Genomic DNA, 26357 nt, shown 5'->3' with positions numbered 1-26357 from the left:
CAGGTGAGGTGGGTGAAGCGGGCGGGCGGGGGCCGAGCGCGCGGGATCGTGGGGGTATGTGCACAGGATCTGTGCGAAGCGTGCGGGGAACGCGCGAGGCTATCCCCGCTACGGCGCCCCCAGTTGGGGAGCGCGACCCGGTTTCGCTAGTGTCTCGGGCCATGGCTAACACCCAGGGCCCGCAGGGCAACTACGACCCCGCCGGCAGTACCCAGATGTTCCGCGCCTTCGTCGACGACGCACCGCAGACCCGGCAGCAGCAGCCCGCCGCCTCCACGGGTGGCGGCCCTCGCATCGGCCTGATCGTCGGTGTCGTCGTGGCCCTCGTGGTCGTGGCGGCCGTGGCGTGGCTGGCGTTCAAGTAGGCGCAGGAGCGGTTACCAACTGTCGTGAGCAGTACCGCTGTTCGTACGAGCGGTACTGCCCTTACCGCTGCCCGTACGCGGACTGACCGTCCGTGTACGGGAGTTCCGCGCCGACCCGGGCCGGTCCTCAGTCGGAGATGAGGCCTTCGCGCAGCTGCGCCAGGGTGCGGGTCAGCAGCCGGGAGACGTGCATCTGCGAGATGCCGACCTCCTCGCCGATCTGGGACTGGGTCATGTTGGCGAAGAAGCGCAGCATGATGATCCGCCGCTCGCGGGGCGGGAGTTTGGCCAGCAGCGGCTTGAGCGACTCGCGGTACTCCACCCCCTCCAGGGCGGTGTCCTCGTATCCCAGCCGGTCCGCGAGCGAACCCTCGCCGCCGTCGTCCTCCGGGGCCGGGGAGTCCAGCGAGGAGGCCGTGTAGGCGTTGCCCACGGCCAGCCCGTCGACGACGTCCTCCTCCGACACCCCCAGAACGGCGGCCAGTTCGGTCACCGTCGGGGAGCGGTCCAGCTTCTGGGAGAGCTCGTCGCTGGCCTTCGTGAGCGCCAGGCGCAGCTCCTGCAGCCGGCGCGGCACGCGCACCGACCAGGACGTGTCGCGGAAGAAGCGCTTGATCTCGCCCACGACGGTCGGCATCGCGAACGTCGGGAACTCCACGCCGCGTTCGCAGTCGAAGCGGTCGATCGCCTTGATCAGGCCGATCGTTCCGACCTGGACGATGTCCTCCATCGGCTCGTTGCGGCTGCGGAAGCGGGCCGCCGCGTAGCGCACGAGGGGGAGGTTCAGCTCGATCAGGGTGTCCCGGACGTAGGCGCGCTCGGGGCTGTTCTCCTCCAGGGCCGCGAGGCGCAGGAACAGGGAGCGGGACAGGGTACGGGTGTCGATGTCCGCCGAGGCCGGTGCGGCCGGGACAGCTGCGGCGGCCGGGACGGCCTGGGTCGGCACGGCCTCGAGGGCCGTGACGGCGTCGAGCACGTCGAGAGCGTCGAGCTCCTTGGGCGCTGCCTCGCTCTTGGTGAGCGTGAGCACCTTCGAGCTGCCCTGGTCTGCGGACATGCCACCCCCTTTGGGTCGCGGGACGGTCGTGGCGGCGGCCCCTCGGAGGAACGCAGCCTTCACCTGAATACCGGAGCCGGAGCCCTGGCAAACGCGCTTCCCGAAGAATGTCACATGTCGGCAACGCGCTGTACCGACATGTCGACATGGGAGACCCGAATCGCCCCTGGGTGCAAGGGGTCTGACGCCTTTTCGGCACACAACTGTCGGGAACGGCCCCGTCGGGCGATTCGCTCACGACGGTGATGTGTCGATCCTTTATGCGGTTCCGTGCGGCCCGGGTCGGCGCTTATGCGTCGATGCGATTGGCCGACCGCAGACGCTGGAAGCTGCGGGCGAGGAGCCGCGAGACGTGCATCTGGGAGACGCCGAGTTCGGCGCTGATCTGCGACTGGGTGAGGTTGCTGTAGTAGCGCAGCAGCAGGATCCGCTGCTCCCGCTCGGGGAGCTGGACCAGGAGGTGGCGCACCAGGTCCCGGTGCTCGACGCCGTCCAGGGCCGGGTCCTCGTAGCCGATGCGGTCGAGGAGGCCGGGCAGCCCGTCGCCCTCCTGCGCGGCCTCCAGCGAGGTGGCGTGGTACGAGCGTCCCGCCTCGATGCAGGACAGCACCTCCTCCTCGCTGATGCGCAGCCGCTCGGCGATCTCGGCAGTCGTGGGGGAGCGCCCGAAGGAGGTCGTCAGGTCCTCGGTCGCGCTGTTGACCTGGACCCACAGCTCGTGGAGCCGGCGCGGTACGTGGACCGTACGGACGTTGTCGCGGAAGTATCGTTTGATCTCGCCCACCACCGTGGGCATCGCGAACGTCGGGAACTGCACGCCCCGGTCCGGGTCGAAGCGGTCGATGGCGTTGATGAGGCCGATGGTGCCGACCTGGACGACGTCCTCCATCGGCTCGTTGCGGGAGCGGAAGCGGGCGGCCGCGTAGCGCACGAGCGGCAAATTCGCCTCGATGAGCGCCCCGCGTACCCGGTTGTGCTCCGGCGTGCCCGGCTGGAGCTCCTTGAGCTGGCCGAAGAGCACCTGGGTGAGGGCTCGGGTGTCGGCGCCACGGCGCTTCTCGGGAGCGGGGGCAGGCGCCTCGTCCTTGAGTGGCGCAGTACTGGCCGACACGGTCAACGCCACCTCTTCATCGGTCAATCATCCGTCAAAAGCGGTCATAGCATCACAAGACATGTGCACTGTGTGCAAGTACCGCATAGCGCCGTGTTGGGGGCAACGTTGGGGCTTATGGCCACCGTGGTCCATGAGGCACGGAAAAGCCCTCCGCCGTTCCGGCGGAGGGCTGCTCAGGTGCGTTCTGTCGCTCAGATTTCGTAGTCGGCGATCACCCACGTGGCGAACTCCCGCCACAGTGCGACGCCCGCCTGGTGGGCCGGGTGCTCCAGATACCGCTTCAGGGCGTCCGTGTCGTCCACCGAGGAGTTGATCGCGAAGTCGTACGCGATCGGCCGGTCGGTGATGTTCCAGCCGCACTCCCAGGAGCGCAGCTCCTCGATCTGCCCGCCCAGGGCGCGGAACGCCTCGACGCCCGCCACTACTCGCGGGTCGTCGTGCTCGACGCCCTCGTTCAGCTTGAACAGGACCAGGTGGCGGATCATGGGCTCTTCCCTCGGCTGTGCGCAGCCGTCAGTTCTGTGCGCCGTCGGCGATCCAGGTCATGAAGTCGCCAATGGCTTTCGCGGCGTCCGATATGCCCTCGAAGCCTATCTGGACGTATTTCGCGGCCTGGACGGGGTCGGTGATGATCACGTACAGCACGAAGACCACGAGCACGTACACGACGATCTTCTTGGCGTTCACCGCCACCGCGGCCTCCCCTGCGACTGCTGTGCCCCTCGGGCCCCCTGTTGCCGGCGGCGAGTGTAACCCCCGCACCCCGCTCAGGGGTCAACGGCGGAGCTGCGACGTGCGCTTGAGGGCCTCCCGCACCCTTTCCCCAACCTCGCTCGCGCATACGCACGAAGGGCCCCGTCTTTCGACGGGGCCCTTCTTCGGCGGTAGCGGAGGGATTTGAACCCTCGGTGACTTGCGCCACACTCGCTTTCGAGGCGAGCTCCTTCGGCCGCTCGGACACGCTACCGAGGGAGACACTACCGCAAGGTGGGCCGTGGTTCGAAATCCGAATCAGCGGGTGCGGAAGAAGTCGGTGAGCAGGCGGGCGCAGTCGTCGGCCAGGACGCCCTCGATCACCTCGGGACGGTGGTTGAGCCGGCGGTCGCGTACGAGGTCCCACAGGGAGCCGGCGGCGCCCGCCTTCTCGTCGCGGGCGCCGTAGACGACGCGGTCGACGCGGGACTGCACGAGCGCGCCCGCGCACATCACGCACGGCTCCAGGGTGACCACGAGGGTGCACCCCGGCAGCCGCCACTCGCCGAGGGCGGCGGCGGCCCGGCGCAGGGCGAGGACCTCCGCGTGGGCTGTCGGGTCCCCGGTGGCCTCGCGTTCGTTGTGGCCGGTTGCGAGCACCGTCGTACCGTCCGGGGACAGCACGACGGCGCCGACGGGGACGTCCCCGCCCGGGACGGCCCGCCGGGCCTCGTCCAGGGCGAGCCGCATCGCAGGGTGCCATGGGTCGCGTACGGGGTCGGGTGAGGGTGGGGTGGAGGGGATCAGCGGACGGTCTCCAGCACCTCCGAGGCGCCCAGGGCCTCGGCGATGGTGCCCAGGGCGTCCTCGGCGTCCAGGATGCGCAGCTCCTTCTGGCTGATGCCCAGGTCGTCGAGGATCTCGCTGTCGCCCACGGGGCTGTGCGGCACCGCGTCCGCGGCGGAGCCGTCCTCGTCGTCCTCGTCCTCGTCGTCGGACTCGGACTCGCCGTCCTCCGTGCCGTCGAGATCCAGGGCGTCCAGATCGGCGCCGTCCGAGCCGGGCTCCCGGCCGAGCAGCTCGTCCGTGAGCAGCAGCTCACCGTAGGCGCTGCGAGCGGCGGCGGCGGCGTCCGAGACGTAGATGCGGGGGTCGTCCTCGCCGTCCACGCGGACGACGCCGAACCACGCGTCCTCCTGCTCGATCAGCACGAGCACCGTGTCCTCGTCGGGAGAGGCTTCCCGGGCCAGGTCGGCGAGATCCGACAGGGTCTCCACATCGTCGAGCTCTGTGTCGCTCGCTTTCCACCCGTCTTCGGTGCGCGCGAGCAGTGCGGCGAAGTACACCGTGACTCTCCCACTGGTCATAGGCGTGCCGGTTGGAGGTCCCCCCGGCGGAGGTTCTGGCGGGGAGAGCTGTGCTCCGAGCCCCGCTCACTCGGAATCGTGGCAGAAACAAGGCGCTCAGGGGACGTCTTCGACTCCCTGTGTCTGGCACTTTCGATCGCACGCAGGCAAAGAGGCGTCCGTACGCCCGGCAAGAACCATCAGCGCCCTCGTCGCGGCCACCTGCGGATCGTACGCGGGTCCACGGGCGCCCATGCGCGGACCGGCCGGGAACGCGCGCGTGCCCGAGGATCGTGTCCGTCCACCGCTCTACCAGCGGAATGTCCGCATGCGCATCGCGCGCCGGAGCCGGGCCGCCTTGGCGCGGCGCGGCTGGACGCGGGCCCGCAGTTCCCTGGCCTCGGCGAGGTCGCGCAGGAACAGGGCGCGGCGGCGCATGCGCTCGGCGTCCGTCTCCGGCGCCGCCCGCGGCTCGTCGGATCCGGGCCCGGCGGCGGGTGTGCGGGCGGGGGTGTCGCGCCCGCCGCGGCCCGTGCGGGCGGCGGCGGACCGGCCCTGGCGGCCGCCGGATTCGCGGGCAGGAAGTTCAGGCATCGGCACACCACCCTGGATACGTCGCTCCCACTTTCCCCCGGACGGGCGGTTTGGCGCCAGGGCGAGGGGTGGCCGGAGCGCGGTTACTGTTATGAGCATGCGTCTCCATGTCGTCGACCACCCCCTGGTCGCTCACAAGCTCACCACGCTGCGCGACCAGCGCACCGACTCCGCGACCTTCCGCCGGCTCGCCGACGAACTGGTCACCCTGCTCGCCTACGAGGCCACCCGTGACGTGCGCACCGAGCAGGTCGACATCACCACGCCGGTCGCCGAGACGACCGGCGTCAAGCTGTCCCACCCGCGTCCGCTGGTCGTGCCGATCCTGCGTGCCGGTCTCGGCATGCTGGACGGCATGGTCCGGCTGCTGCCGACCGCGGAGGTCGGCTTCCTCGGCATGATCCGCAACGAGCAGACGCTGGAAGCCTCCACGTACGCCTCGCGCATGCCCGAGGACCTCTCCGGCCGCCAGGTCTACGTCCTCGACCCGATGCTGGCCACCGGCGGCACGCTGGTCGCGGCGATCCGCGAGCTCATCGGGCGCGGCGCCGACGATGTGACCGCGGTCGTGCTGCTGGCCTCGCCCGAAGGCGTCGAGGTCATGGAGCGCGAGCTCGCCGGCACGCCGGTGACGGTCGTCACCGCCGCCGTCGACGACCACCTCAACGGGCAGGGCTACATCGTCCCCGGCCTGGGCGACGCGGGCGACCGCCTCTACGGCGCCGCCGAGTAGCACCGGACGAACTCCGAGGGGACGCGGTACGGCGGCCGCCGCGCGCGGCCGACCGTAACCCCCTCGCGCCGCGTACCGCCGGCCGCTACGGAGCCTTGCGGGGGATCGTCTACGGCCTTCGGGTCGTTCGCGCAGCGCCGCAAGGGCACTGGGCGTGGCGCTCGTGCGAGCCGGCGCCGCCGGTGGAACGGTTGGTGGACCGTGTCCTGCGGCCGGACGTGCACGTCCCGACGTCGCTGCTGCTGCTGCTGCGGCCGGCCATGCGACGCCGGACGCCATGGCTTCCGGAAGGAGCCGCGCGGCATCCGCGGCGGTAACCGGCCTACGCCGACAGCCGCGCGGCCGGTCTCTCACCAGCCGGGCGACTCTCAGCGGTCGTACGGCGTCTTCAGCAGTCCTTCTTCGAGACGGCGGACGCCGGTCGGGGCGCGGTCAGTGCGGCCAGTGCCTTGTCGGCGTCCGCCTTCTTCGTGAGCGCCTTGAAGCCGTCGCCGATGACGAAGTCGAGGTCGGTGCCCTTGCGGGCGACCTCGGCGCGGCGCTCGGCCGAGGCGAGCTGGGTGCCGAGGACGGGCAGCGACGTCTTCAGGGCGGCGTCGGGACCGACCAGGATGCCCGCGCCCTTGACCTTCTTGTCGAACTCGGGGGTCGCGTTGCCCACCTTGCCGATCTTGAAGCCGCGCTTCTTCAGCTCGTCCGCGGTGGATTTGGCCAGGCCGGTGCGCTTGGTGGCGTTGTAGACGTTGACGGTGATCTTCTTCGGCTCGGGCAGGGCGACGGCCGGCTCGGCTGAGGGGGCCGCCTTGGTCCGGCAGTCCGCCCCTGATCCCGAGGCCGCGGTCTTCTTGTGTCCCCCGGTGAAGACGTCGATGAGCTGCAACGTGCCCCAGCCGATCAGGCCGAGCACGGCGACGGAGGCCACCAGTCCCAGCACGAGTCGGCCGCGTCGTCGCGACTGCCGCATCCGCGGGTAGGTGTCCCCCGTGATCCGGTACTTGCCGCCCATGCCGGGGGGAGTCAGCATGCTCATGAGCGCAGCGTAGTGCGCTTGGGCGGCCGTGCCTACTAGATGATCATTCGACAGCGCCCAGGAGAACCCGAAAGGGGCAACAGTTCACCGGGATTGCGGTGTTGGCCGTATGTGCGGGTCGGCTGGGGAATGTCCTGGCTCGTCTAGGCCGTACGGGTGGTGTCCTGAGCGGACGTCAGTCCAGTTCGAGCACGCGCGCGTGCAGCACCTGACGCTGCTGGAGGGCCGCGCGGACCGCGCGGTGCAGGCCGTCCTCCAGATACAGGTCGCCCTGCCACTTCACGACGTGCGCGAAGAGGTCGCCGTAGAAGGTGGAGTCCTCGGCGAGGAGGGTCTCCAGGTCGAGCTGGCCCTTGGTCGTCACGAGCTGATCGAGGCGGACCGGGCGCGGTGCGACGTCCGCCCACTGCCGGGTGCTCTCCCGGCCGTGGTCGGGGTACGGCCGGCCGTTTCCGATGCGCTTGAAGATCACACGGAAAGCCTACCGGCCAACACGTTCCAGGCGCAGCCATGGCGACGGAGTGCGGCGCTGGAAAAGATGTCGTGAATCAGACCAAAACGGGAACCCGTGTCCGAGTGAACGGTCCGGGGGCAGGGGCCCGGGAAACCAGGGGTCCGAGATGAGTGACAGAGAGACCGCGCCGCCGAGCACCTCTCCCGGTGATGCCGGATCAGGTCCCGGTCGCCCGGAGGGAGTCGTTCCGGATGGGGACCCCGTACAGACCGCGGCCCGTCGCGCCCTTCCGGAGGAAGCCCGGGGGATCGCCGCCGGGTACGCCTTCACCGGCCCGGCGCTGGACCTCGGCGCCCTGCGGTGGGACGGCCGGTGCGCTCCCGAGGCGCCGGTCCGGATCCCGCTGACCGTGCTCAACCGGCACGGTCTGGTCGCGGGCGCCACCGGCACCGGCAAGACCTCCCTCGTCGAACAGGTCGTCGGCAGCCCGATGTTCAAATCACTGGCTCGGTCGGCCGGCACCCAGATCGGCCGGGAGATCACCCGCTCGCTCTTCGGCACCTCCCGCCGCAGGCGCTGAGCCGGGCGCCCCGTTCCGGGCGCCCGGCCGGGCATCAACCGCGGTCCCGCTTCACGGGCCGCTGCGGCTGCTTCGTCCTGCTCGTCTCCGGCTTCGGCATGCTGCGCTGGGCCTCCGCGCGCACGAGGGCGCGCAGGACGGCGTACGGGTCTGTGGGCATGGCTGTGTTTCCTCGCGTTCCGTTGAGGTGGGCGGTCGTCGTTTCGCGTGTGCTGACGGGCCGGGACCGGCGGGTCCGTCAGCAGCGCAGGACCACGGAACGCAGGGCGGGCGGGGTGGACGGCGACCGCTCCGGCGCGGGGAGGCGGAACTCCGGAGGGTCGGCGGGCGGCCGGGTCGGAAGGGGCGCGGGGCGCAGGGGTACGGCGGTGTGGCGGACGGGGCGCACCGGCGGGCGCAGGGCCACGTCGAGGACGTCGTACTCGACGATCTCCCCGGCCGCCGCCGGCGTGGGTGCCGCGTGGACCTCGCTGCGGGCGCCCGGCACCAGCAGGGCGAGCAGCAGGACGAGCACCCGCGGCCAGGCCCGGCCGCGCGGGAGGCGATGAGGAGCGGTGCTCATGGAAGGCCATCTCCCCGCCGGGCACCGGGGTTTCACCGCGCCGGACGCGAGATGCGCCCGGTCGGCGTACGGACGGGGCGTCGGCTTGACGCGGGGCACCGGCGACACGGGGTCACACCGTGCGGGGCACCTGCTGGGCGCGACTGCGGATCTGGAACGAGGTGATGATCTCGACGATGCCGACCACGAGCAGCCAGATGCCGGCGACCAGGGTCAGCACGGCGATCGACCCGAACGGCGAGACGATCACCACGATGCCGGCGACGAAGGTGACGATGCCGAGCAGGATGTGCCAGCCGCGCGCGGGCATCGCGCCGTCGGAGATCGCGGCCATGGTCTGGGTGATCCCGCGGATCAGCCAGCCGATGCCGATCCACAGGGCGAGCAGCAGGATCGACTGCGTGGGGCCCTTGAAGCAGAACAGGCCCAGCAGGATGGACAGTCCGCCGCTGATGAAGGCCAGGACGCGCAGCGACATCGTCCGGTGCGTGCCGAAGGCGGAGACGAGCTGGAAGACACCGCTGACGATCAGGTAGATGCCGAAGAGGACGGCCGCCGCGAGCAGGGAGGCGCCCGGCCAGACCAGGATCAGGATGCCCAGGATCAGCGAGGCGACGCCGGTGAGCAGGACGACCTGCCAGGCGGCGCGGGACAGGGCGTGCAACGGCCCTTCGAGGGGCGGCTCGGGCTCGTGGTGTCCGGTCGGCGACTGCGCGGCGTGGACCTTGCGGTCGTCGTGGTCGGGCCCCCAGGGGGAGCCGCTGCTGGGTGGCTCGGTCATGCTCCATGCTTCGACCGGCGCGGCGGCGTCCGCCACCTGGGACCGGCCACCCGGCTGACGGCCCGGCGCGTGCGTCCTATCCGGCGGGCTTCGCGGCCGCCTTGGCCGCCTTCGCCGCCGCCTTCATCTCCTGCTTGTGCGCCCGTACCTTGACCAGCGACTCGGGCCCGGTGATGTCGGCGACGGACCGGTAGGCCTTCGCCTCCCCGTACGCCCCGGCGGCCTCGCGCCATCCCGTGGGCCGGACGCCGAGCTGCTTGCCCAGCAGCGCGAGGAAGATCTGCGCCTTCTGCCTGCCGAACCCGGGCAGTTCCTCCAGCCGCTTCAGCAGCTCCCGTCCGCTGCCGACGCCCTGCCAGACGGCCTCGGCGTCCCCGTCGTAGTGCTCGACCAGGTACTGGCACAGCTGCTGGATGCGCTTGGCCATCGAACCCGGGTAGCGGTGCACGGCGGGCTTCTCGGAGAGCAGCGCGGCGAACGCCTCCGGGTCCTGCGCGGCGATCTCGTGCGCGTCCAGGTCGCTCGTCCCGAGCCGCGCCGCGATGGCCGCCGGGCCCTTGAACGCCCACTCCATCGGGATCTGCTGGTCCAGCAGCATGCCGATCAGCGCGGCGAGCGGGCTGCGTCCGAGCAGTGCGTCGGCTTCGGGGTCCTGGGCGAGGTGCAGGGTGACGTCCATGCGTCGATGATCCCGCGCGCGGGCCCGCGTCGCGCGCCGGTAGCTTTCCCAGGGCGATGAGCCCCGACGGCTGAGCGCGACGGGGGATCCGCCCGTACGTATGCGAGCGGGGCCGGAGACGAGGCGGTGACGGTGGGCGGACCGACGACAGCAACCGGCGCTGGAGTCAGACGACTTCGGACGTCGGCACTCCTGGGCGCCCTCCTGGCACTGCTCCTCCTCGGTGGGGCAACTCCCGCGTCCGCGCACGCCGCCCTGCGCGCCACCGACCCGGCCGACGGAACCGTCCTCACCTCGGCACCCCGGCACATCACCCTGACCTTCACCGAGTCCGTCGGCCTGCTCGACGACTCCTTCCGCGTGTACGACCCGCGCAACGAGCGCATCGGCACGGGAGAGGCGGCGCACGCGCCGGGCCGCTCCGACACCGCCCGCGTGAGCCTGCCCGCCGGGCTGCGCACCGGCACCTTCACCGTGGCCTGGCGGGTGGTCTCGGCCGACAGCCACCCGGTCGCGGGCGCCTTCACCTTCTCCGTCGGCAAGCCCTCCGCCACCGCGCCGCCCGCCCGCGGCGCCCCCGTCGAGGACCCGGAGACCGGCCGCCTGTACGTCCTCGCGCGCTACGCCGCGTACCTCGCCGTCGTCCTCCTCGTCGGCACCGTGACCTTCCGGGCCGTCTGCCGCCCGCCGGACGCCGCCGTGCTGCGCGGCCCGGTCCGGGCGGGCTGGTGGGCGCTGCACGCCGCCACCGCGGTCCTGTTCGTGCTGCGCGCCCCGTACGAGGAGGGCACGGGACCGGCCTCGGCCCTCGACCTCGCGTCGCTGAGCCGTACGGCCAGCAGCCGCCCGGGACTCGCCCTTCTGGCCCGGCTGGCGCTCCTGCTCGTCACGGGCGCCCTGCTGTCCCGCAGGCCGGCCCTGCTCGGCCGGGCGTACGGCGGCCCCGTGCTCGCCGTCGGGCTGGCGCTGACGTGGGCGGCGGCGGAGCACGCCTCGGCCGGGATCCAGGTGCCGGTGGCGCGGGCCGCGGCGGTGCTGCACCTGCTGGCGGCGGCGGTCTGGCTCGGCGGCCTGACGGCCCTGCTCATCACGCTCCACCGCGCCGCCGAGCCGCTGCCCGCCACCGTTGTCACCCGCTTCTCCCGCCTCGCCCAGGCCTCGGTCACCGTCCTGGTCGTCACCGGCGTCTACCAGTCCTGGCGCGGCCTCGGCTCCTGGGACGCGCTCACGGAGACGTCGTACGGCCGCCTGCTGACCCTCAAGCTGGCCGCGGTCGTCCTGCTGCTGACGGCGGCGGCCGGGTCGCGGCGATGGACGGCGCGGCCGGCCACGGAGGGGGTCGTGGAGGCTGTACGGGAACGGGTGCCGGAGCCGGTCGGAGGCCCGCCCCCGGTGAAGTCCCCGGATGTGCCGGATGCCACCCCCGATCCTGTCCCCGGCGCCCGCGGTCTGCGCCGCACCGTGCTGGCGGAGGCGGCGGTCGGTGCCGTGGTCCTGCTGCTCTCGACCCTGCTGACGGGCACCCTTCCGGGCCGGGCGGAGGCCGAGGCGGCGTCGGGGGCTGTAGCGGGAGCGGGCGCGGGAGCGGTGAGCGGGATACCGGCCGCGTCCGTCACGACGGTGCCCTTCGAGGCCGGGACCGCGCGCGGCAAGGCGCAGATCACGCTGGACCCGGGCCGGGTGGGCAAGAACTCCGTGCAGGCCGTGGTCTACGGCCGGGACGGCGGTTTCGCGACCGTTCCCGAGCTGCGCGTCTCCTACACCCTCCCCGCCCGCGCCCTCGGCCCGATCGACGCCCGGGTCGCCGACCAGGGTGGCTACTGGGGCGCCGGGGCCCTGAACCTGCCCATGGCCGGCACCTGGACCATGAAGGTCACGGTGCGGGTCTCGGAGCTGGACCAGGTGAGCGTGACGAAGCGCGTGCGGATCGCGCCGTAGCGCGGACTACCCGCCCGGAGCGGCCGACCGGCATGCGACGCGCATCACATTGCCGCACAGTGGAGTCACCGGCAGCGAGACCAAGGGTGGCCCATGAAGATCGCAGTGCTCGGCGGTACCGGCCTCATCGGTTCACAGGTCGTGGAGAAGCTCAGGGCGGCCGGACACGACGCCGTACCGCACTCGCTGTCCACCGGTGTGGACGTCATCACCGGCGAGGGCCTTCAGGAGGCGGTCGACGGCGCCGACGTCGTCGTCAACCTGACGAACTCCCCGACCTTCGACGACGCCTCCGTGGAGTTCTTCCGGACCTCGATGGACAACCTCCTGGCCGCCGCTGCCGAAGGAGGCGTCGGGCACGTCGCCATCCTGTCGATCGTCGGTACGGACGAGGTGCCCGAGCTGGTCTACTACCGGGCCAAGACGCTCCAGGAGGACATCCTCAAGGGCGGGCCGCTCCCGTACTCGATCGTCCGCGCCACCCAGTTCATGGAGTTCGTCGAACCGGTCATGTCCTGGACCACCGAGGGCGACACCGTCCGCCTGCCCCCGACCCCGCTCCAGCCGATCGCCGCGCAGGACGTCTCCGACGCCGTCACCGAGGTCGCCGCGGCCCCTCCTCTGAACGCCACGCGCGACATCGCCGGACCCGACGTCTTCCCCCTCGACGAACTCGGCCGCATCACCCTGGCCGCCCGCCCCGACGGCCGCACCGTCGTCACCGACGACACCGCCGGAATCTTCGCCGCCGTCCCGGGCGACGCCCTCATCGCCAAGGGAGACGCCCTGATCGCCCCTACTCACTACCGGGACTGGCTCTCCTGAACCGGGCCCTGAGCCGGACAACGTCGCCGGACAACGTCGAAGGGCCCCACTGCAAGCAGCGGGGCCCTTCGACTTCGTGCCCGGTGAGGCACTGGCGGAGGATACGAGATTCGAACTCGTGAGGGGTTGCCCCCAACACGCTTTCCAAGCGTGCGCCCTAGGCCTCTAGGCGAATCCTCCGCCGCAAACATTACATGACCGCGGGGAGTGCTCGCGAACCTCGTTCCCGCGGGCTCGGACGGGCTCTCCTCGCGGGTCCGGACGAAGTACCTCCCGGAGGTCCGGATCGGGTAGTCTTTCCCGCAGCCCCCCACGCGGTGCTATCTGACTGAACTCCCCCAGGGCCGGAAGGCAGCAAGGGTAGGTCGGCTCTGGCAGGTGCGTGGGGGGCGTTTGCGTAGGCGGACGGAACCGGTTGTCGGTGGTCGCCTATAACCTCGTATGCGTGTCGTCTCTCGCGCTGTACCGCCGCTATCGCCCGGAGACCTTTGCGGAGGTCATCGGGCAGGAGCATGTGACCGACCCGCTGCAGCAGGCGCTGCGGAACAACCGGGTCAATCACGCGTACCTGTTCAGTGGTCCGCGCGGCTGCGGAAAGACGACCAGCGCGCGCATCCTGGCCCGCTGCCTGAACTGTGAGCAGGGTCCCACGCCCACGCCCTGCGGCGAGTGCCAGTCGTGCCAGGACCTGGCACGGAACGGCCCCGGCTCCATCGACGTCATCGAGATCGACGCCGCCTCGCACGGTGGTGTGGACGACGCGCGCGAGCTGCGCGAGAAGGCATTCTTCGGCCCCGCGGGCAGCCGCTACAAGATCTACATCATCGACGAGGCCCACATGGTCACGTCGGCGGGCTTCAACGCGCTGCTCAAGGTGGTCGAGGAGCCGCCGGAGCACCTGAAGTTCATCTTCGCCACCACTGAGCCCGAGAAGGTCATCGGGACGATCCGGTCGCGGACCCACCACTACCCCTTCCGGCTCGTGCCGCCGGGGACCCTGCGCGACTACCTCGGCGAGGTCTGCGCGAAGGAGGACATCCCCGTCGACGACGGCGTGCTGCCGCTCGTCGTGCGTGCCGGTGCCGGTTCCGTGCGTGACTCCATGTCCGTCATGGACCAGCTGCTCGCCGGCGCCGGGGCGGACGGTGTGACGTACACCATGGCCACGTCCCTGCTCGGCTACACCGAGGGCTCGCTCCTCGACTCCGTCGTCGAGGCCTTCGCCACCGGTGACGGCGCCGCCGCCTTCGAGGTCGTGGACCGCGTGATCGAGGGCGGCAACGACCCCCGCCGCTTCGTCGCCGACCTGCTGGAGCGGCTGCGGGACCTGGTGATCCTCGCCGCGGTGCCGGACGCCGCCCAGAAGGGGCTCATCGACGCACCCGCCGACGTCCTGGAGCGCATGCAGGCCCAGGCCGGCATCTTCGGCGCCGCCGAACTCAGCCGTGCCGCCGACCTCGTCAACGCGGGTCTGACCGAGATGCGCGGTGCCAACTCGCCCCGACTCCAGCTCGAACTCATCTGCGCGCGCGTGATGCTGCCCGCCGCCTACGGCGACGAGCGCTCGGTGATGGCCCGCCTCGACCGTCTGGAGCGCGGCGTCAACTTCTCGGGCGGCGGTACGGCGCCTGCCGCCGGGTACGTGCCCGGTCCCGAAGCGCACCCGGGCGCCGGTCTGCCCGGCGGCGCGCCGGTCGCGCCGGTCGCCCCGGTTCCGCCCGGTGGCGGCCCTGCTGCGGCCCGGGCGGCCGTGCGCGGGTCGGCGGCGCCTGGTGCTGCCCCGACCCCGGCCCCCACCGCGACCCCTTCACCGGCTCCTTCACCGGCTCCGGCTGCCGACTCCGGGGCGGCGGCTCCCGGCGGTGAACAGGCGCCCCCCGCGGCTCCGCCCGCCCCCGCCGCCCCGACCCCTCCGGCCCCGGCCGCTCCGCAGGCTCCCGCTCCCGGTGCCTGGCCCACCGCCGCCTCCGCGGGCGGTGGCCGTCGGCCGGGCGGCTGGCCCACGGCGGCCGCCGCGGGCAGCGGTCAGCAGCCTTCGGCCGCCCCGCCGCAGGCGCCCGCGCCCGCGTCCACCCCCGCCTCCGCACCCACGCCTGCGGCCTCCGCCCCCGCGGCGGCCCCGCCTCCGGGCTCCCTGGACCCGCGGATGCTCTGGCCGAACATCCTGGAGTCGGTCAAGAACCGCCGCCGCTTCACCTGGATCCTGCTCAGCCAGAACGCCCAGGTCACCGGCTTCGACGGCACCACGCTCCAGATCGGCTTCGTCAACGCCGGCGCCCGCGACAACTTCACGAGCAGCGGCAGCGAGGACGTGCTGCGCCAGGCGCTGGCCGAGCAGTTCAACGTGCAGTGGAAGATCGACGCCGTCGTCGACCCGTCCGGCGGCTCGGCACCGGCGCCCTCAGGCGGCAGCTCCGGCTTCGGCGGTGGCGGTCACGGCGGCGGCACCGCTCAGCACGGTGGCGGCGGAGCCGGTGGGTACGGCGCCTCGGCCCCCGCGCCCGCCCCGAGCCCGGCTCCCTCCTCCTCGGCCTCGTCCGCTCCCCAGTCCCGGCCGTCCGCCCGGAGCGCGGCCCCGGCACCCCAGCCGGCGCCCGCCCCCGAGCGGCCCCCGGTCTCCATCGAGGACGACATCCCCGCGGACGACGACCCCGATCTCGACGAGTCGGCCCTCTCCGGTCACGACCTGATCGTGCGGGAGCTGGGGGCCACCGTGCTGGACGAGTTCTCCAACGAGTAGCGCGCGCACGCCCCCGGCGGCGGGCCACGGCCACCCGCGAGGGCACCCCCATGCCGGCCCCGCTCGGAGGAACCTACGAACACCCGGACCCCGCTCTCTCGGAAGCCCGCACAAGGAGCGGTGCCCCCGGCCCGATAGGCTGGGCCCGTGAAGGTCCTCGTCATCGGTAGCGGCGCCCGCGAACACGCCCTGTGCCGCTCCCTGTCCCACGATCCCGACGTCACCGCGCTGTACTGCGCCCCCGGCAACGCCGGCATCGCCGAGGTCGCCGAGCTGCACCAGGTCGACGCCCTGGACGGCGCGGCGGTCACCGCGCTGGCCCTGGAGCTCGGCGCCGACCTCGTCGTCGTCGGCCCGGAGGCCCCCCTGGTCGCCGGGGTCGCCGACGCCGTGCGCGAGGCGGGCATCCCGGTCTTCGGCCCCTCCCAGGAGGCCGCGCAGCTCGAAGGGTCCAAAGCCTTCGCCAAGGACGTGATGGCGGTGGCCGAGGTGCCCACCGCCCGCTCGTACGTCTGCACGACCGCCGAGGAGGTCGCCACGGCCCTCGACGCCTTCGGCGCCCCGTACGTCGTCAAGGACGACGGCCTCGCCGCCGGCAAGGGCGTCGTGGTCACCGATGACGTCGAGGCCGCCAAGGCGCACGCCGCCGCCTGCGACCGTGTGGTCATCGAGGAGTTCCTCGACGGCCCCGAGGTCTCCCTCTTCGCGATCACCGACGGCACGACCGTCGTCCCGCTCCAGCCCGCCCAGGACTTCAAGCGCGCGCTCGACGGCGACGAGGGCCCCAACACCGGCGGCATGGGCGCGTACTCCCCGCTGCCCTGGGCCGACCCGGAGCTGGTGGACGAGGTCGTGCGGACCGTTCTCCAGCCGACCGTCGACGAGATGCGCCGCCGCGGCACCTCCTTCTCCGGGCTGCTCTACGCGGGCCTCGCGATCACCTCGCGCGGTGTGCGGGTCATCGAGTTCAACGCCCGCTTCGGCGACCCCGAGACCCAGGTGGTCCTGGCCCGGCTGAAGACCCCGCTCGGTGGCGTCCTGCACGCCGCAGCCACCGGCACCCTCGCCGACCTGGAGCCGCTGCGCTGGAGCGACGACGCCGCGGTCACCGTGGTCGTCGCCTCGCACAACTACCCCGCCACCCCGCGCACCGGCGACCCGATCACCGGCCTCGACGAGGTGGCCGCCAAGGACGCCCCGCACGCGTACGTCCTGCACGCCGGGACCAGGCGCGACGGCGACGAGGTCGTCAGCGCGGGCGGCCGTGTGCTGTCCGTCACCGCGACCGGGGCCGACCTGGCCGAGGCCCGCGAGCGCGCGTACGGCGCCCTCGGCCGCATCGGGCTCGACGGCTCCCAGCACCGTACGGACATCGCGGCGAAGGCGGCCGCCGGCGTGTGACGCGCCCTCGGCTCACGCCCCCTGGCATGGGCTCTGCGCCCCATGCGCCCCTCGTGGCACAGCAGGTATCAGGCCCCGGAGAAATCCGGGGCCTGATCATTGCTGTCTGTCGCCCACCTATGACCAAAGCCATTCCATCGAGTGACCGATGCCCTAACCGGCTGACGGGGGCCGAGGCCCCAACTATGGTGCGGCGCAAGCGTTCCGGCACTTGGCCCACCGGCATTGCGATGTCAGTCCCCGGTGCCACAGTGGGGGAGTGAGCAACGCCAGGAGAGCGCCAGGACAGCGAGGGGGTGACGTCCGGTCGTGACCGGTATGGGTGTGGAAGCGGGCGCGCAGGCCGCGCGCTCCAGAGCGCTCGCCGTGCTGCGTGTCCGCGGCCGGGCGCTGGCCGTCGCGCTGCTGCCCGCGGCCGTCGCCGTGGTCCTGCTCGTCGGCGGCTCCACCGGCCACCTCGTCGGGAGCGGCTGGGACACCGCCCGCTGGACCGTGGGCGTCCTCGCCCTGGTGGTGCTGCCCGCCGCCGCGGGCATCGCCCTGGTCGTCGCCCGCGCCCGCCCCGCCATGAGCCCGACGGTCCCGGTCCCCGAGAAGTCCGCCCCGGACCTGTACCGGCTGGTGCGCGACCTCGCCGACCGCCTCGACGTCCCGGCCCCCTCCGCCATAGCGCTCACCCCGGACTGCGACAGCTGGCTGGAGGACCGCACCCATCCCGCGCACGGCCCGCCCCCGGCGCGCGACCGCGACGAACTGACGGCCCCCGGGAGCCACCCCCGGCGCCGTGCGGCCGCCGCACCCGTCCTCGTCATCGGCTCGCCGTTCCTGTGGTGGATGCGCGTCGGCGAACTCCGCGCCGTCCTCGCCCCGGTCATCGCCGGCACGGGCCCCTCGGCCCACCCGGACATAGCCGCCGCCCGCCGCTTCCTGCGGGGACTGGACGCGGCGGTGGCGGTGACCTCGGCCCCCGGGCGCGGCCCGATCGCCCGCACCGTGCTCGCGGGCGTCGGCTGGGTGGTCCGGCTCATGCTGCGCGGCTGCCGGGGACACGCCACCGAGATGGAGCGGGGGGTGGCGGCCGCGGCCGCCGAGCGCGCGCAGGACGTCGACTACGGGCTGCGGATCGTCGCCCAGGAACAGGTCGGGCTCGCGTACGCCGGCTGGGACCGGCTGCTGACCCGGGTCGCGCTGCCCGCCTGGCGGATGGGCCGCTGGCCCTCCCGGCTGGACGCGGGCGTCGTCGCGGCGCTGACCGAGCTGTCCCGGCGCGACCGGCTGGCCGAGGGCTTCGCCTCCCGCCTGGGCGAGCGCCCCGCCTGCGACCTGCTGGAGGAGCCCGGCACGGTGGACGAGGCCACCTCGCTGCTCGCCGCCCGCCTCTTCCACGGCGGCCCCGCCGAGCAGGGGCCCGACTGGTCCCCGGTGGGCTGGCAGGAGTACGCGGACGAGGTCGTGGACCGCAAGTGGCGCACCGACGCGGCCCGCCTCCACCGCGTCCTGGACTCCCTGGGCGTCCGCCCCGCCACCCCCGACCCCACCGCGCCCGGCCCCGGCGGCCCCACCCTCGCCCGCGTCCTGGACCACCTGGCGACCGAGCCCGGCCAGGACCGGGAACAGGCCCCACTCCTCCCTCTCTCAGATGCCGACGACCCCTCAGATGCCGACGACGATGCGGAGGCCGGCCTCGGCAACGAGCGGAGCGTCCTCCTCGCCGCCCGGCTCAGCGCCGAGCTCGCCCGCGAGGAGGCCGCCGGCACCGCCGTACAGCCGCAGGCCACCGCGGGGCAGAGCCCCGAGACGGTGCTGTGGGGCGACGGCGCGCTCCCGCTCTTCCCGCTCCAGCCGCCCCGCTCCGCCCGCGAACTCCTCGCCGACCACATCACGGCCATGGTCTGCTGCGCCGCGGTGGACACCGCCGGAGGCGCTCCCGGCCTCGACTGGCTCGACGGCCCGTCCCTGCTCCTCAACGGCCGCCGCGCCGCCGACCTGACCGCGAAGGTGCTCAGCCTGACTGAGGAAGGCGACCCGGCTCCCCTCAGGGACTGGCTGGTCGCGTCGGGGATACGCCCCGAGAAGCCGGTCCGGCTCGTCTGACTCCGGACCGGGGCCAGCCGCCGTACCGCACGGACCCGCTAGCGGAGCACCGTACGGACTCGCTAGCGGAGCGCGCTCTTCCACTTCAACCCAATTCGCAACGAGTAGTGACCAAGTGCGTGCGTTATGTGATGTGCTGGGACCGATCCCGCCCGGGGACAGGCCTGCGGCACCCACCGCGAGGAATCGGCGAGAGCGAGGAGCGGGCGAGGGATCACGGCAGCCACGGGGGCGAGGGAGGGGAGCGACCAACCATGGGATCCGAGCAGCAGATCCGCCGCTGGGAGTCGGGAGCACTCGCGCACGCCGTCACGGACCCCTTCGGCCAGGGACCGGTCCCCTGGCTGCGCGGAAGCGAGACGTACTTCGACGACACCGGCCATGTCGTGCCCTGGTACATGGAGGCCACTTTGCCCGGGCACACCCGGGAGGCCCCCCGCATCCCGGCGCCCCGCGCCTCCTGCGGCCCCCGGTCCGCCGACGACGTCCACCGCCAGATCAAGGGCTTCACCTCGACCGGTGCCGTCGCGCCCGGTGAGGCCGTCGACTTCCACATCACCGTCGACCCGCCCCAGCAGTTCAGCGTGGACGTCTACCGGATCGGCCACTACGGCGGGGACGGCGCCGCCAAGATCACCACCAGCCCGCGGCTGTCCGGCATCGTGCAACCCCCGCCGCTGGCCGCCGACCGCACGGTCTCCTGCCACCACTGGTGGCTGTCCTGGCGGCTCCAGATCCCGTCGTTCTGGAGCATCGGCGCGTACGTCGCCGTGCTGACCACCGCCGACGGCTACCGCTCCCACGTGCCGTTCACGATCCGCGACAACCACCCGGCCGACCTGCTCCTGCTGCTGCCCGACATCACGTGGCAGGCCTACAACCTCTACCCGGAGGACGGCCGCACCGGCGCCAGCCTCTACCACGCGTGGGACGAACGGGGCCGGCTGCTGGGCGAGGCCGACGCCGCGACGACGGTCTCCTTCGACCGCCCCTACGCGGGCGCCGGCCTGCCCCTGCACGTCGGCCACGCCTACGACTTCATCCGCTGGGCCGAGCGCTACGGCTACGACCTCGCCTACGCCGACGCCCGCGACCTGCACGCCGGCCGCGTCGACCCCACCCGCTACCGCGGCCTGGTCTTCCCCGGCCACGACGAGTACTGGTCGGCGCCGATGCGCCGCACCGTGGAGCTCGCCCGCGACAGCGGCACCTCGCTGGTCTTCCTCTCCTCCAACACCATGTACTGGCAAGTGGAGTTGAGCCCGGCCCCGTCCGGCGTCCCGGACCGACTGCTCACCTGCCGCAAGCGCAGGGGGCCCGGCCGGCCCGCGCTCTGGCGGGAGATCGACCGGCCCGAGCAGCAGCTGGTCGGCATCCAGTACCAGGGGCGCGTCCCCGAACCCTGGCCGCTGATCGTGCGCAACGCGGACCACTGGCTGTGGGAGGCGACCGGCGCGGGCGAGGGCGACGAGCTGGCGGGCATGGTGGCGGGCGAAGCCGACCGCTACTTCCCGCGCACCGCGCTCCCCGAGCACGAGGAGCGCATCCTGCTCGCCCACTCCCCCTACACCGACAGCGAGGGCGTCCTGCGCCACCAGGAGACGTCGCTGTACCGGTCCCCGTCCGGCGCCCTGGTCTTCGCGGCGGGTACGTTCGCCTGGTCGCCGGCCCTGGACCGGCCCGGCCACGTGGACAGCCGTATCCAGCGGGCGACCGCCAACCTCCTGGACCGCATCTGCAAGCGCGACTGACCCCGATGTCCTGGCACCCGTTCCCATACGGGACAATCGAGCCATTAGACAGAACCACGGGGAGGAACCGTGTCCGGATTTGTAGAAAAGCCCGAGCCGATCCAGGTTCCGGGCCTGGTGCACCTGCACACCGGCAAGGTGCGCGACCTGTACCAGAACGAGGCCGGTGACCTCGTGATGGTCGCCAGCGACCGCATGTCGGCCTATGACTGGGTGCTGCCGACCGAGATCCCGGACAAGGGCCGCGTCCTCACCCAGCTCTCCCTTTGGTGGTTCGACCAGCTGCGCGATCTGGCCCCCAACCATGTGATCGGCACCGAACTCCCCGAGGGCGCCCCGGCCGACTGGGCGGGCCGCACCCTGGTCTGCAAGTCCCTGCGGATGGTCCCGGTCGAGTGCGTGGCCCGCGGCTACCTCACCGGCTCGGGCCTCGCCGAGTACGAGCAGTCCCGTACGGTCTGCGGCCTCGCGCTCCCCGAGGGCCTCGCCGACGGCTCCGAGCTGCCCGGCCCGATCTTCACCCCGGCGACCAAGGCCGAGGTCGGCGAGCACGACGAGAACGTGTCGTACGAGGAGGTCGCCCGCCAGGTCGGCGCGGAGACCGCCGCCCAGCTGCGCCAGGCCACCCTCGCCGTCTACGGCCGCGCCCGGGACATCGCCCGGGACCGCGGGATCATCCTGGCGGACACCAAGTTCGAGTTCGGCTTCGACGGAGACACCCTCGTCCTCGCCGACGAGGTCCTCACCCCGGACTCCTCCCGCTTCTGGCCGGCCGACCAGTGGCAGCCGGGCCGCGCGCAGGCGTCGTACGACAAGCAGTTCGTGCGGGACTGGCTGACCTCGGCCGAGTCCGGCTGGGACCGTCGCAGCGAGCAGCCCCCGCCGGCGCTGCCGCAGCACGTGGTGGACGCGACCCGGGCGAAGTACGTCGAGGCGTACGAGCGCCTGACCGGCATGGCCTGGTCGTAGCACGCGAGCCCCCGGCGCCGGCCGGGGGCAACGCAGAAGGCCCCCGGTGAGAACCGGGGGCCTTCTGTACGGAGCGGACGACGAGGCTCGAACTCGCGACCTCAACCTTGGCAAGGTTGCGCTCTACCAACTGAGCTACGTCCGCAGTGCGCTGTGCGCGAGAGCAACTATACCCAACCTGGAACCCGGCTGAGCCACACCGTGGTGTTCCGGTCCCCGGCACCGGGCTGTGCCGGTGCGGGTTTCCTTGCGCGCGAAGGGAGTTGAGGGCCGGGGGAGGGGGGTGGGCCCGGTGGTGATGTGGCGGCCTTCACATCGCTCAGGTCTCCCGTGCGGTCCGTACCAACGAGAAGACCCCGATCCAATGGACCGGGGTCTTCTTCTGGAGCGGACGACGAGGCTCGAACTCGCGACCTCAACCTTGGCAAGGTTGCGCTCTACCAACTGAGCTACGTCCGCATTGCCCCCGACCGGCTTTCACCGATCGGTGCGAGCACCAGCCTACCTGATCCACAACTGTGGTCATGACGGCGATGCAGAGCGGGTGACAGGAATTGCACACTGCGCCTTCCCCCTGGAAGGGGGATGTTCTGCTACTGAACTACACCCGCATGTACTCCGTGGGTCTCGGCCTTCCGGCGTCGCCCCTCGGCGTGCTCCAGACATTAGCTGATCGTCAGGGGGGTAGCGCAAGTCCGGGCCCCGCGGGGCTCAAGTCGGCGGTCCTCAGGGCCCGGTGACGGACCCTGAGGGGCCTCGGCGCGTCACTGCGCGGCGCTGAACGCCTCGTAGACCTTCTTGGGGATGCGGCCGCGGGCCGGGACCTCCATCTTGTTCGACTGCGCCCAGGCGCGGACGGCAGCGGGGTCGGGGGCGACCTCCGTCTGCCGGTAGGCCCGCCCCGACTTCGCCCGCTTGCGGCCGGCCGAGACATACGGCTCGAGGGCCTTACGCAGTTTCTCGGCATTGGCAGGATTCAGGTCGATCTCGTACGACTTGCCGTCCAGCCCGAAGGCGATCGTTTCCGCCGCTTCCGAGCCGTCGATGTCGTCAAAGAGCGTGACCACGACCTTCTGCGCCACGAATATCGGTCCCTTCGTGCGACACCCCCGTCACCGATGACGTGCCAAGACGTCCCGGCGTTACGACGGAGTTGTCGACTGTCAGCCAGTTATTGGGCAAAGTATCGGCTATTGCCAATTCATTTGTACAGTGCTCGCCATTGCAAAGTGAAGCCCGACTAAATCCATCCGCGTGTCCCAGCACAATAGGCATCCTGGGGGGATCGTCGAACTTTCCGAGAATTTTTGGCGAAGGTCTCCGCTCAAGGGTCGGTCGTGACGGCCGTCACGTAGGTTCCTCCAACTCTACTCGCGTAGAAATTTTGTACGGGTAGTCTGAAGGAACCTGCTCAGCACCACACACCGGGAGTGCCAGTGGCACGCGTCGTAGTCGACGTCATGCTCAAGCCGGAGATCCTCGACCCCCAGGGCCAGGCGGTCCAGCGTGCGCTGCCGCGTCTGGGTTTCGAAGGGATCTCGGACGTCCGTCAGGGAAAGCGATTCGAACTGGAAGTTGACGGGCCGGTCGACGAGGCCGCGCTCGCTCGCATCCGTGAACTCGCGGAATCCTTCCTCGCCAACACCGTGATCGAGGACTTCACCGTCAAGGTGGAGGAAGTCGCGGAGGCGGCGAAGTGACCGCTCGTATTGGCGTCGTCACCTTTCCCGGAAGCCTCGACGACCGGGACACACAGCGCGCGATCCGCCTCGCGGGCGCCGAACCGGTTGCCCTGTGGCACAAGGACAAGGACCTCAAGCAGGTCGACGCCGTGGTGCTGCCCGGTGGTTTCTCATACGGCGACTATCTGCGCGCCGGGGCCATCTCCCGCTTCTCGCCGGTGATGGAGACCGTCATCGAGCAGGCGAAGGCCGGGCTTCCGGTCCTCGGTATCTGCAACGGCTTCCAGGTCCTCACCGAGGCTCACCTCCTCCCGGGCGGGATGCTCGGCAACAACCACCTCCACTTCATCTGCCGCGACCAGAAGATGCGGGTGGAGAACGCGGAGACGGCCTGGACCGGCGACTACCGCCAGGGCCAGGAGATCCACATCCCGCTGAAGAACATGGACGGCCGGTACGTCGCCGACGCGTACACGCTGGACAAGCTGGAGGCGGAGGGCCGGGTCGTCTTCCGCTATCTGGACTTCAACCCCAACGGCTCGCTCAACGACATCGCCGGCATCACCAACGAGGCCGGGAACGTCGTCGGCCTCATGCCGCACCCCGAGCACGCCGTCGAGCCGCTGATCGGTACGGGCCGCACCGACGGCCTCCCCTTCTTCACCTCGATCCTCAAGAAGCTGGTCAACGCATGAGCCGCACGCCTCTGGACACGGTCGAGCACGCGGCCGCGACCCCCGATGTCGAGCTGCCCTGGGCCGAACTCGGCCTGAAGAAGGACGAGTACGAGCGCGTCGTGGAGATCCTCGGCCGCCGCCCGACCGGCGCCGAGCTCGCCATGTACTCGGTCATGTGGTCCGAGCACTGCTCGTACAAGTCCTCCAAGGTCCACCTGCGCCAGTTCGGCGAGAAGGCCCCCGAGTCCGACGCCATGCTCGTCGGTATCGGCGAGAACGCGGGCGTCGTGGACGTCGGTCAGGGCTACGCCGTGACCTTCAAGGTCGAGTCGCACAACCACCCCTCCTACGTCGAGCCCTACCAGGGCGCGGCCACGGGCGTGGGCGGCATCGTCCGCGACATCATCGCGATGGGCGCCCGCCCGGTCGCGGTCGTGGACCCCCTCCGTTTCGGTGCGGCGGACCACCCCGACACCAAGCGCGTCCTGCCCGGCGTCGTCGCCGGCATCGGCGGCTACGGCAACTGCCTGGGCCTGCCCAACATCGGCGGCGAGGTCGTCTTCGACGCCTGCTACCAGGGCAACCCGCTGGTCAACGCCGGCGCCATCGGCGTCATGAAGCACGAGGACATCCACCTCGCGAAGGCGTCCGGCGCGGGCAACAAGGTCATCCTGTACGGCGCCCGGACCGGCGGCGACGGCATCGGGGGCGCCTCCATCCTCGCCTCCGAGACCTTCGACGACGCCAAGCCCTCGAAGCGTCCCGCGGTCCAGGTCGGCGACCCCTTCCAGGAGAAGCTCCTCATCGAGTGCACCCTGGAGGCGTTCGCCGAGAAGCTGGTCGTCGGCATCCAGGACCTGGGCGCGGCCGGCCTGTCCTGCGCCACGAGCGAGCTGGCGTCCAACGGCTCCGGCGGCATGCGCGTGACCCTGGACGACGTACCCCTGCGCGACTCCACGCTCTCGCCCGAGGAGATCCTCATGAGCGAGTCGCAGGAGCGCATGTGCGCGGTGGTCGAGCCGGAGAAGGTCGACCGCTTCCTGGAGATCTGCGAGAAGTGGGACGTCATCGCCACCGTCATCGGTGAGGTGACCGACGGCGACCGCCTGGAGATCTACTGGCACGGCGGCAAGATCGTCGACGTCGACCCGCGCACGGTCGCACATGAGGGCCCCGTCTACGAGCGCCCCTACGCCCGTCCGGCCTGGCAGGACACCCTCCAGGCCGACGACGCCAACAAGCTCCCGCGCCCGGAGACGAGCGAGGAGCTGAAGGACCAGGTCCTGAAGCTGGTCGCCTCGCCCAATCAGGCGTCGAAGAAGTGGATCACGTCGCAGTACGACCACTTCGTGCAGGGCAACACGGTCCTCGCCCAGCCCGAGGACTCCGGCATGATCCGCATCGACGAGAAGACCGGGCTCGGCGTCGCCATCGCCACGGACGGCAACGGCCGTTACGCCAAGCTCGACCCGTACGCGGGCGCGCAGCTGGCCCTGGCCGAGGCCTACCGCAACGTGGCCACGACCGGCGCCAAGCCGCTCGCCGTCTCGGACTGCCTGAACTTCGGCTCGCCCGAGGACCCGGCGGTCATGTGGCAGTTCGCGGAGGCCGTGCGCGGTCTCGCCGACGCCTGCCAGCAGCTCGGCACCCCGGTGACCGGCGGCAACGTCTCGCTCTACAACCAGACGGGCGAGGCGGCCATCCACCCGACCCCGGTCGTGGCCGTCCTCGGCGTCATCGACGACGTGGCCCGCCGCACCCCGGTCGCCTTCCAGGAGGAGGGCCAGCTGCTCTACCTCCTCGGCGACACGGAGGAGGAGTTCGGCGGCTCGGCCTGGTCTCAGGTCGTCCACGACCACCTCGGCGGTCTGCCCCCGAAGGTCGACCTGGAGCGCGAGCGGCTGCTGGCCGAGATCCTGATCTCCGCCTCCCGCGACGGCATGATCGACTCGGCGCACGACCTGTCCGACGGCGGTCTGATCCAGGCCGTGGTCGAGTCCGCCCTGCTGGGCGACAAGGGCGCGCGTCTGATCGTGCCGGACGGCCTCGACGCGTTCACCTTCCTCCTCTCGGAGTCGGCGGGCCGCGCGGTCGTCGCCGTCCCGCGCTCGGAGGAGCTCCGCTTCACCGACATGTGCGGCGCCCGCGGCCTCCCGGCCACCCGCATCGGCGTCGTCGACGGCGACACGGTGGACGTCCAGGGCGAGTTCACCCTCTCCCTGGCCGACCTCCGCGCGGCCCACGAGGGCACGATCCCGGCGCTGCTGGCGTAGCCCGTACGACGGTCGAAGG

Annotated in this window: 27 protein-coding genes, 5 tRNA genes and 1 other RNA gene; 14 read left to right on the top strand and 19 right to left on the bottom strand. The window is 71.8% G+C overall.

Features of this window, described 5'->3' with window-relative positions:
* Positions 1-161 precede the first annotated feature (161 nt).
* Positions 162-365, top strand: a complete 204-nt coding sequence (locus tag QFZ74_RS15180) for a hypothetical protein (protein ID WP_307621339.1) — start codon at positions 162-164, stop codon at positions 363-365.
* A 127-nt stretch (positions 366-492) separates the two neighbouring features.
* Here QFZ74_RS15180 and QFZ74_RS15175 read toward each other — a convergent pair whose 3' ends face one another.
* The 8 genes from QFZ74_RS15175 to QFZ74_RS15140 all read right to left on the bottom strand — a co-directional run bounded on the left by QFZ74_RS15175 (position 493) and on the right by QFZ74_RS15140 (position 5169).
* A complete protein-coding gene (locus QFZ74_RS15175) occupies positions 493-1422 on the bottom strand; it encodes an RNA polymerase sigma factor SigF (protein WP_307621338.1) in 930 nt (309 codons plus the stop codon).
* 289 nt (positions 1423-1711) lie between these two features.
* Complete coding sequence (locus QFZ74_RS15170) at positions 1712-2539, bottom strand: RNA polymerase sigma factor SigF (protein WP_307624162.1); 828 nt, start codon at positions 2537-2539, stop codon at positions 1712-1714.
* A gap of 188 nt (positions 2540-2727) precedes the next feature.
* Complete coding sequence (locus QFZ74_RS15165) at positions 2728-3021, bottom strand: Dabb family protein (protein WP_307621337.1); 294 nt, start codon at positions 3019-3021, stop codon at positions 2728-2730.
* Positions 3022-3049: 28 nt separating this feature from the next.
* Complete coding sequence (locus QFZ74_RS15160) at positions 3050-3229, bottom strand: hypothetical protein (RefSeq protein WP_307621336.1); 180 nt, start codon at positions 3227-3229, stop codon at positions 3050-3052.
* A 189-nt stretch (positions 3230-3418) separates the two neighbouring features.
* A tRNA-Ser gene (locus QFZ74_RS15155) sits at positions 3419-3503 on the bottom strand.
* 44 nt (positions 3504-3547) lie between these two features.
* Positions 3548-3979, bottom strand: coding sequence for a tRNA adenosine(34) deaminase TadA (gene tadA, locus QFZ74_RS15150; RefSeq protein ID WP_307621335.1), 432 nt, complete (start codon positions 3977-3979; stop codon positions 3548-3550).
* Between the two features lie 53 nt (positions 3980-4032).
* Entirely contained in the window at positions 4033-4575 is a 543-nt protein-coding gene (locus tag QFZ74_RS15145; RefSeq protein WP_307624161.1) for a hypothetical protein, read from the bottom strand.
* Positions 4576-4884: 309 nt separating this feature from the next.
* A complete protein-coding gene (locus QFZ74_RS15140; protein ID WP_307621334.1) occupies positions 4885-5169 on the bottom strand; it encodes a hypothetical protein in 285 nt (94 codons plus the stop codon).
* 97 nt (positions 5170-5266) lie between these two features.
* Between QFZ74_RS15140 and upp the strand changes: the two genes are divergently transcribed.
* Positions 5267-5902, top strand: coding sequence for a uracil phosphoribosyltransferase (upp, locus tag QFZ74_RS15135; RefSeq protein ID WP_307621333.1), 636 nt, complete (start codon positions 5267-5269; stop codon positions 5900-5902).
* Between the two features lie 388 nt (positions 5903-6290).
* Here the strand turns inward: upp and QFZ74_RS15130 are convergent, their stop codons facing one another.
* Together QFZ74_RS15130 and QFZ74_RS15125 are read right to left on the bottom strand one after the other, a co-directional pair.
* Positions 6291-6932 (bottom strand): LytR C-terminal domain-containing protein, encoded by a 642-nt coding sequence (locus tag QFZ74_RS15130; protein ID WP_307621332.1) that lies wholly within the window; start codon positions 6930-6932, stop codon positions 6291-6293.
* A 175-nt stretch (positions 6933-7107) separates the two neighbouring features.
* A complete protein-coding gene (locus QFZ74_RS15125; RefSeq protein ID WP_003999914.1) occupies positions 7108-7404 on the bottom strand; it encodes a type II toxin-antitoxin system VapB family antitoxin in 297 nt (98 codons plus the stop codon).
* Positions 7405-7552: 148 nt separating this feature from the next.
* On the opposite strand from QFZ74_RS15125, the gene QFZ74_RS15120 reads away from it, so the two are divergent.
* Entirely contained in the window at positions 7553-7966 is a 414-nt protein-coding gene (locus tag QFZ74_RS15120) for a helicase HerA-like domain-containing protein (RefSeq protein WP_373462389.1), read from the top strand.
* A gap of 34 nt (positions 7967-8000) precedes the next feature.
* Here the strand turns inward: QFZ74_RS15120 and QFZ74_RS15115 are convergent, their stop codons facing one another.
* The 4 genes from QFZ74_RS15115 to QFZ74_RS15100 all read right to left on the bottom strand — a co-directional run bounded on the left by QFZ74_RS15115 (position 8001) and on the right by QFZ74_RS15100 (position 9988).
* A complete protein-coding gene (locus QFZ74_RS15115; RefSeq protein WP_307621331.1) occupies positions 8001-8126 on the bottom strand; it encodes a hypothetical protein in 126 nt (41 codons plus the stop codon).
* A 78-nt stretch (positions 8127-8204) separates the two neighbouring features.
* The gene (locus tag QFZ74_RS15110) at positions 8205-8528 is read right to left on the bottom strand and encodes a hypothetical protein (RefSeq protein ID WP_307621330.1); all 324 of its coding nucleotides are present in this window, start codon (positions 8526-8528) and stop codon (positions 8205-8207) included.
* Between the two features lie 112 nt (positions 8529-8640).
* A complete protein-coding gene (locus QFZ74_RS15105; protein WP_307621329.1) occupies positions 8641-9309 on the bottom strand; it encodes an HdeD family acid-resistance protein in 669 nt (222 codons plus the stop codon).
* Between the two features lie 76 nt (positions 9310-9385).
* Positions 9386-9988, bottom strand: a complete 603-nt coding sequence (locus QFZ74_RS15100; RefSeq protein WP_307621328.1) for an HhH-GPD-type base excision DNA repair protein — start codon at positions 9986-9988, stop codon at positions 9386-9388.
* 132 nt (positions 9989-10120) lie between these two features.
* Between QFZ74_RS15100 and QFZ74_RS15095 the strand changes: the two genes are divergently transcribed.
* The gene (locus QFZ74_RS15095) at positions 10121-11926 is read left to right on the top strand and encodes a copper resistance protein CopC (protein ID WP_307624160.1); all 1806 of its coding nucleotides are present in this window, start codon (positions 10121-10123) and stop codon (positions 11924-11926) included.
* A 93-nt stretch (positions 11927-12019) separates the two neighbouring features.
* Positions 12020-12751, top strand: coding sequence for an SDR family oxidoreductase (locus tag QFZ74_RS15090; RefSeq protein WP_307621327.1), 732 nt, complete (start codon positions 12020-12022; stop codon positions 12749-12751).
* A gap of 92 nt (positions 12752-12843) precedes the next feature.
* On the opposite strand, the gene QFZ74_RS15085 is transcribed toward QFZ74_RS15090, so the two are convergent.
* Positions 12844-12931: transfer RNA gene (locus QFZ74_RS15085), tRNA-Ser, on the bottom strand.
* A 121-nt stretch (positions 12932-13052) separates the two neighbouring features.
* Between QFZ74_RS15085 and ffs the strand changes: the two genes are divergently transcribed.
* The 6 genes from ffs to QFZ74_RS15055 all read left to right on the top strand — a co-directional run bounded on the left by ffs (position 13053) and on the right by QFZ74_RS15055 (position 21706).
* Positions 13053-13149, top strand: an RNA gene (ffs, locus tag QFZ74_RS15080) — signal recognition particle sRNA small type.
* A gap of 47 nt (positions 13150-13196) precedes the next feature.
* A complete protein-coding gene (locus tag QFZ74_RS15075; protein ID WP_307621326.1) occupies positions 13197-15491 on the top strand; it encodes a DNA polymerase III subunit gamma and tau in 2295 nt (764 codons plus the stop codon).
* Between the two features lie 147 nt (positions 15492-15638).
* Positions 15639-16892: a phosphoribosylamine--glycine ligase gene (gene purD, locus QFZ74_RS15070; RefSeq protein ID WP_307621325.1), complete on the top strand. Its 1254-nt coding sequence runs from the start codon at positions 15639-15641 to the stop codon at positions 16890-16892.
* 318 nt (positions 16893-17210) lie between these two features.
* On the top strand, positions 17211-18986 hold the full coding sequence (locus QFZ74_RS15065) for a hypothetical protein (RefSeq protein ID WP_307624159.1): 1776 nt from the start codon (positions 17211-17213) through the stop codon (positions 18984-18986).
* A 254-nt stretch (positions 18987-19240) separates the two neighbouring features.
* On the top strand, positions 19241-20737 hold the full coding sequence (locus QFZ74_RS15060) for a N,N-dimethylformamidase beta subunit family domain-containing protein (protein ID WP_373462388.1): 1497 nt from the start codon (positions 19241-19243) through the stop codon (positions 20735-20737).
* A 69-nt stretch (positions 20738-20806) separates the two neighbouring features.
* Entirely contained in the window at positions 20807-21706 is a 900-nt protein-coding gene (locus QFZ74_RS15055) for a phosphoribosylaminoimidazolesuccinocarboxamide synthase (RefSeq protein WP_307621324.1), read from the top strand.
* Between the two features lie 72 nt (positions 21707-21778).
* Here the strand turns inward: QFZ74_RS15055 and QFZ74_RS15050 are convergent.
* The 4 genes from QFZ74_RS15050 to QFZ74_RS15035 all read right to left on the bottom strand — a co-directional run bounded on the left by QFZ74_RS15050 (position 21779) and on the right by QFZ74_RS15035 (position 22788).
* Positions 21779-21851: transfer RNA gene (locus QFZ74_RS15050), tRNA-Gly, on the bottom strand.
* A 238-nt stretch (positions 21852-22089) separates the two neighbouring features.
* Positions 22090-22165, bottom strand: a tRNA-Gly gene (locus QFZ74_RS15045).
* Positions 22166-22245: 80 nt separating this feature from the next.
* A tRNA-Gly gene (locus QFZ74_RS15040) sits at positions 22246-22317 on the bottom strand.
* A 153-nt stretch (positions 22318-22470) separates the two neighbouring features.
* Positions 22471-22788, bottom strand: coding sequence for an Lsr2 family protein (locus tag QFZ74_RS15035; protein ID WP_307621323.1), 318 nt, complete (start codon positions 22786-22788; stop codon positions 22471-22473).
* Positions 22789-23142: 354 nt separating this feature from the next.
* Here QFZ74_RS15035 and purS point away from each other — a divergent pair, with 354 nt between their 5' ends.
* The 3 genes from purS to purL are packed head-to-tail and all read left to right on the top strand — an operon-like array spanning position 23143 to position 26338.
* Entirely contained in the window at positions 23143-23406 is a 264-nt protein-coding gene (purS, locus tag QFZ74_RS15030; protein WP_307621322.1) for a phosphoribosylformylglycinamidine synthase subunit PurS, read from the top strand.
* Positions 23403-24083, top strand: a complete 681-nt coding sequence (gene purQ / locus QFZ74_RS15025) for a phosphoribosylformylglycinamidine synthase subunit PurQ (protein ID WP_307621321.1) — start codon at positions 23403-23405, stop codon at positions 24081-24083. The genes purS and purQ overlap by 4 nt, the downstream gene beginning before the upstream one ends.
* A complete protein-coding gene (gene purL, locus QFZ74_RS15020; RefSeq protein ID WP_307621320.1) occupies positions 24080-26338 on the top strand; it encodes a phosphoribosylformylglycinamidine synthase subunit PurL in 2259 nt (752 codons plus the stop codon). The genes purQ and purL overlap by 4 nt, the downstream gene beginning before the upstream one ends.
* Positions 26339-26357: the final 19 nt, after the last annotated feature.

Source organism: Streptomyces sp. V3I7 (assembly GCF_030817495.1).
GTDB lineage: Bacteria > Actinomycetota > Actinomycetes > Streptomycetales > Streptomycetaceae > Streptomyces.
The sequence above is the reverse complement of the archived record's forward strand: the minus strand, read 5'-3'. Positions and strand labels throughout refer to the sequence as shown.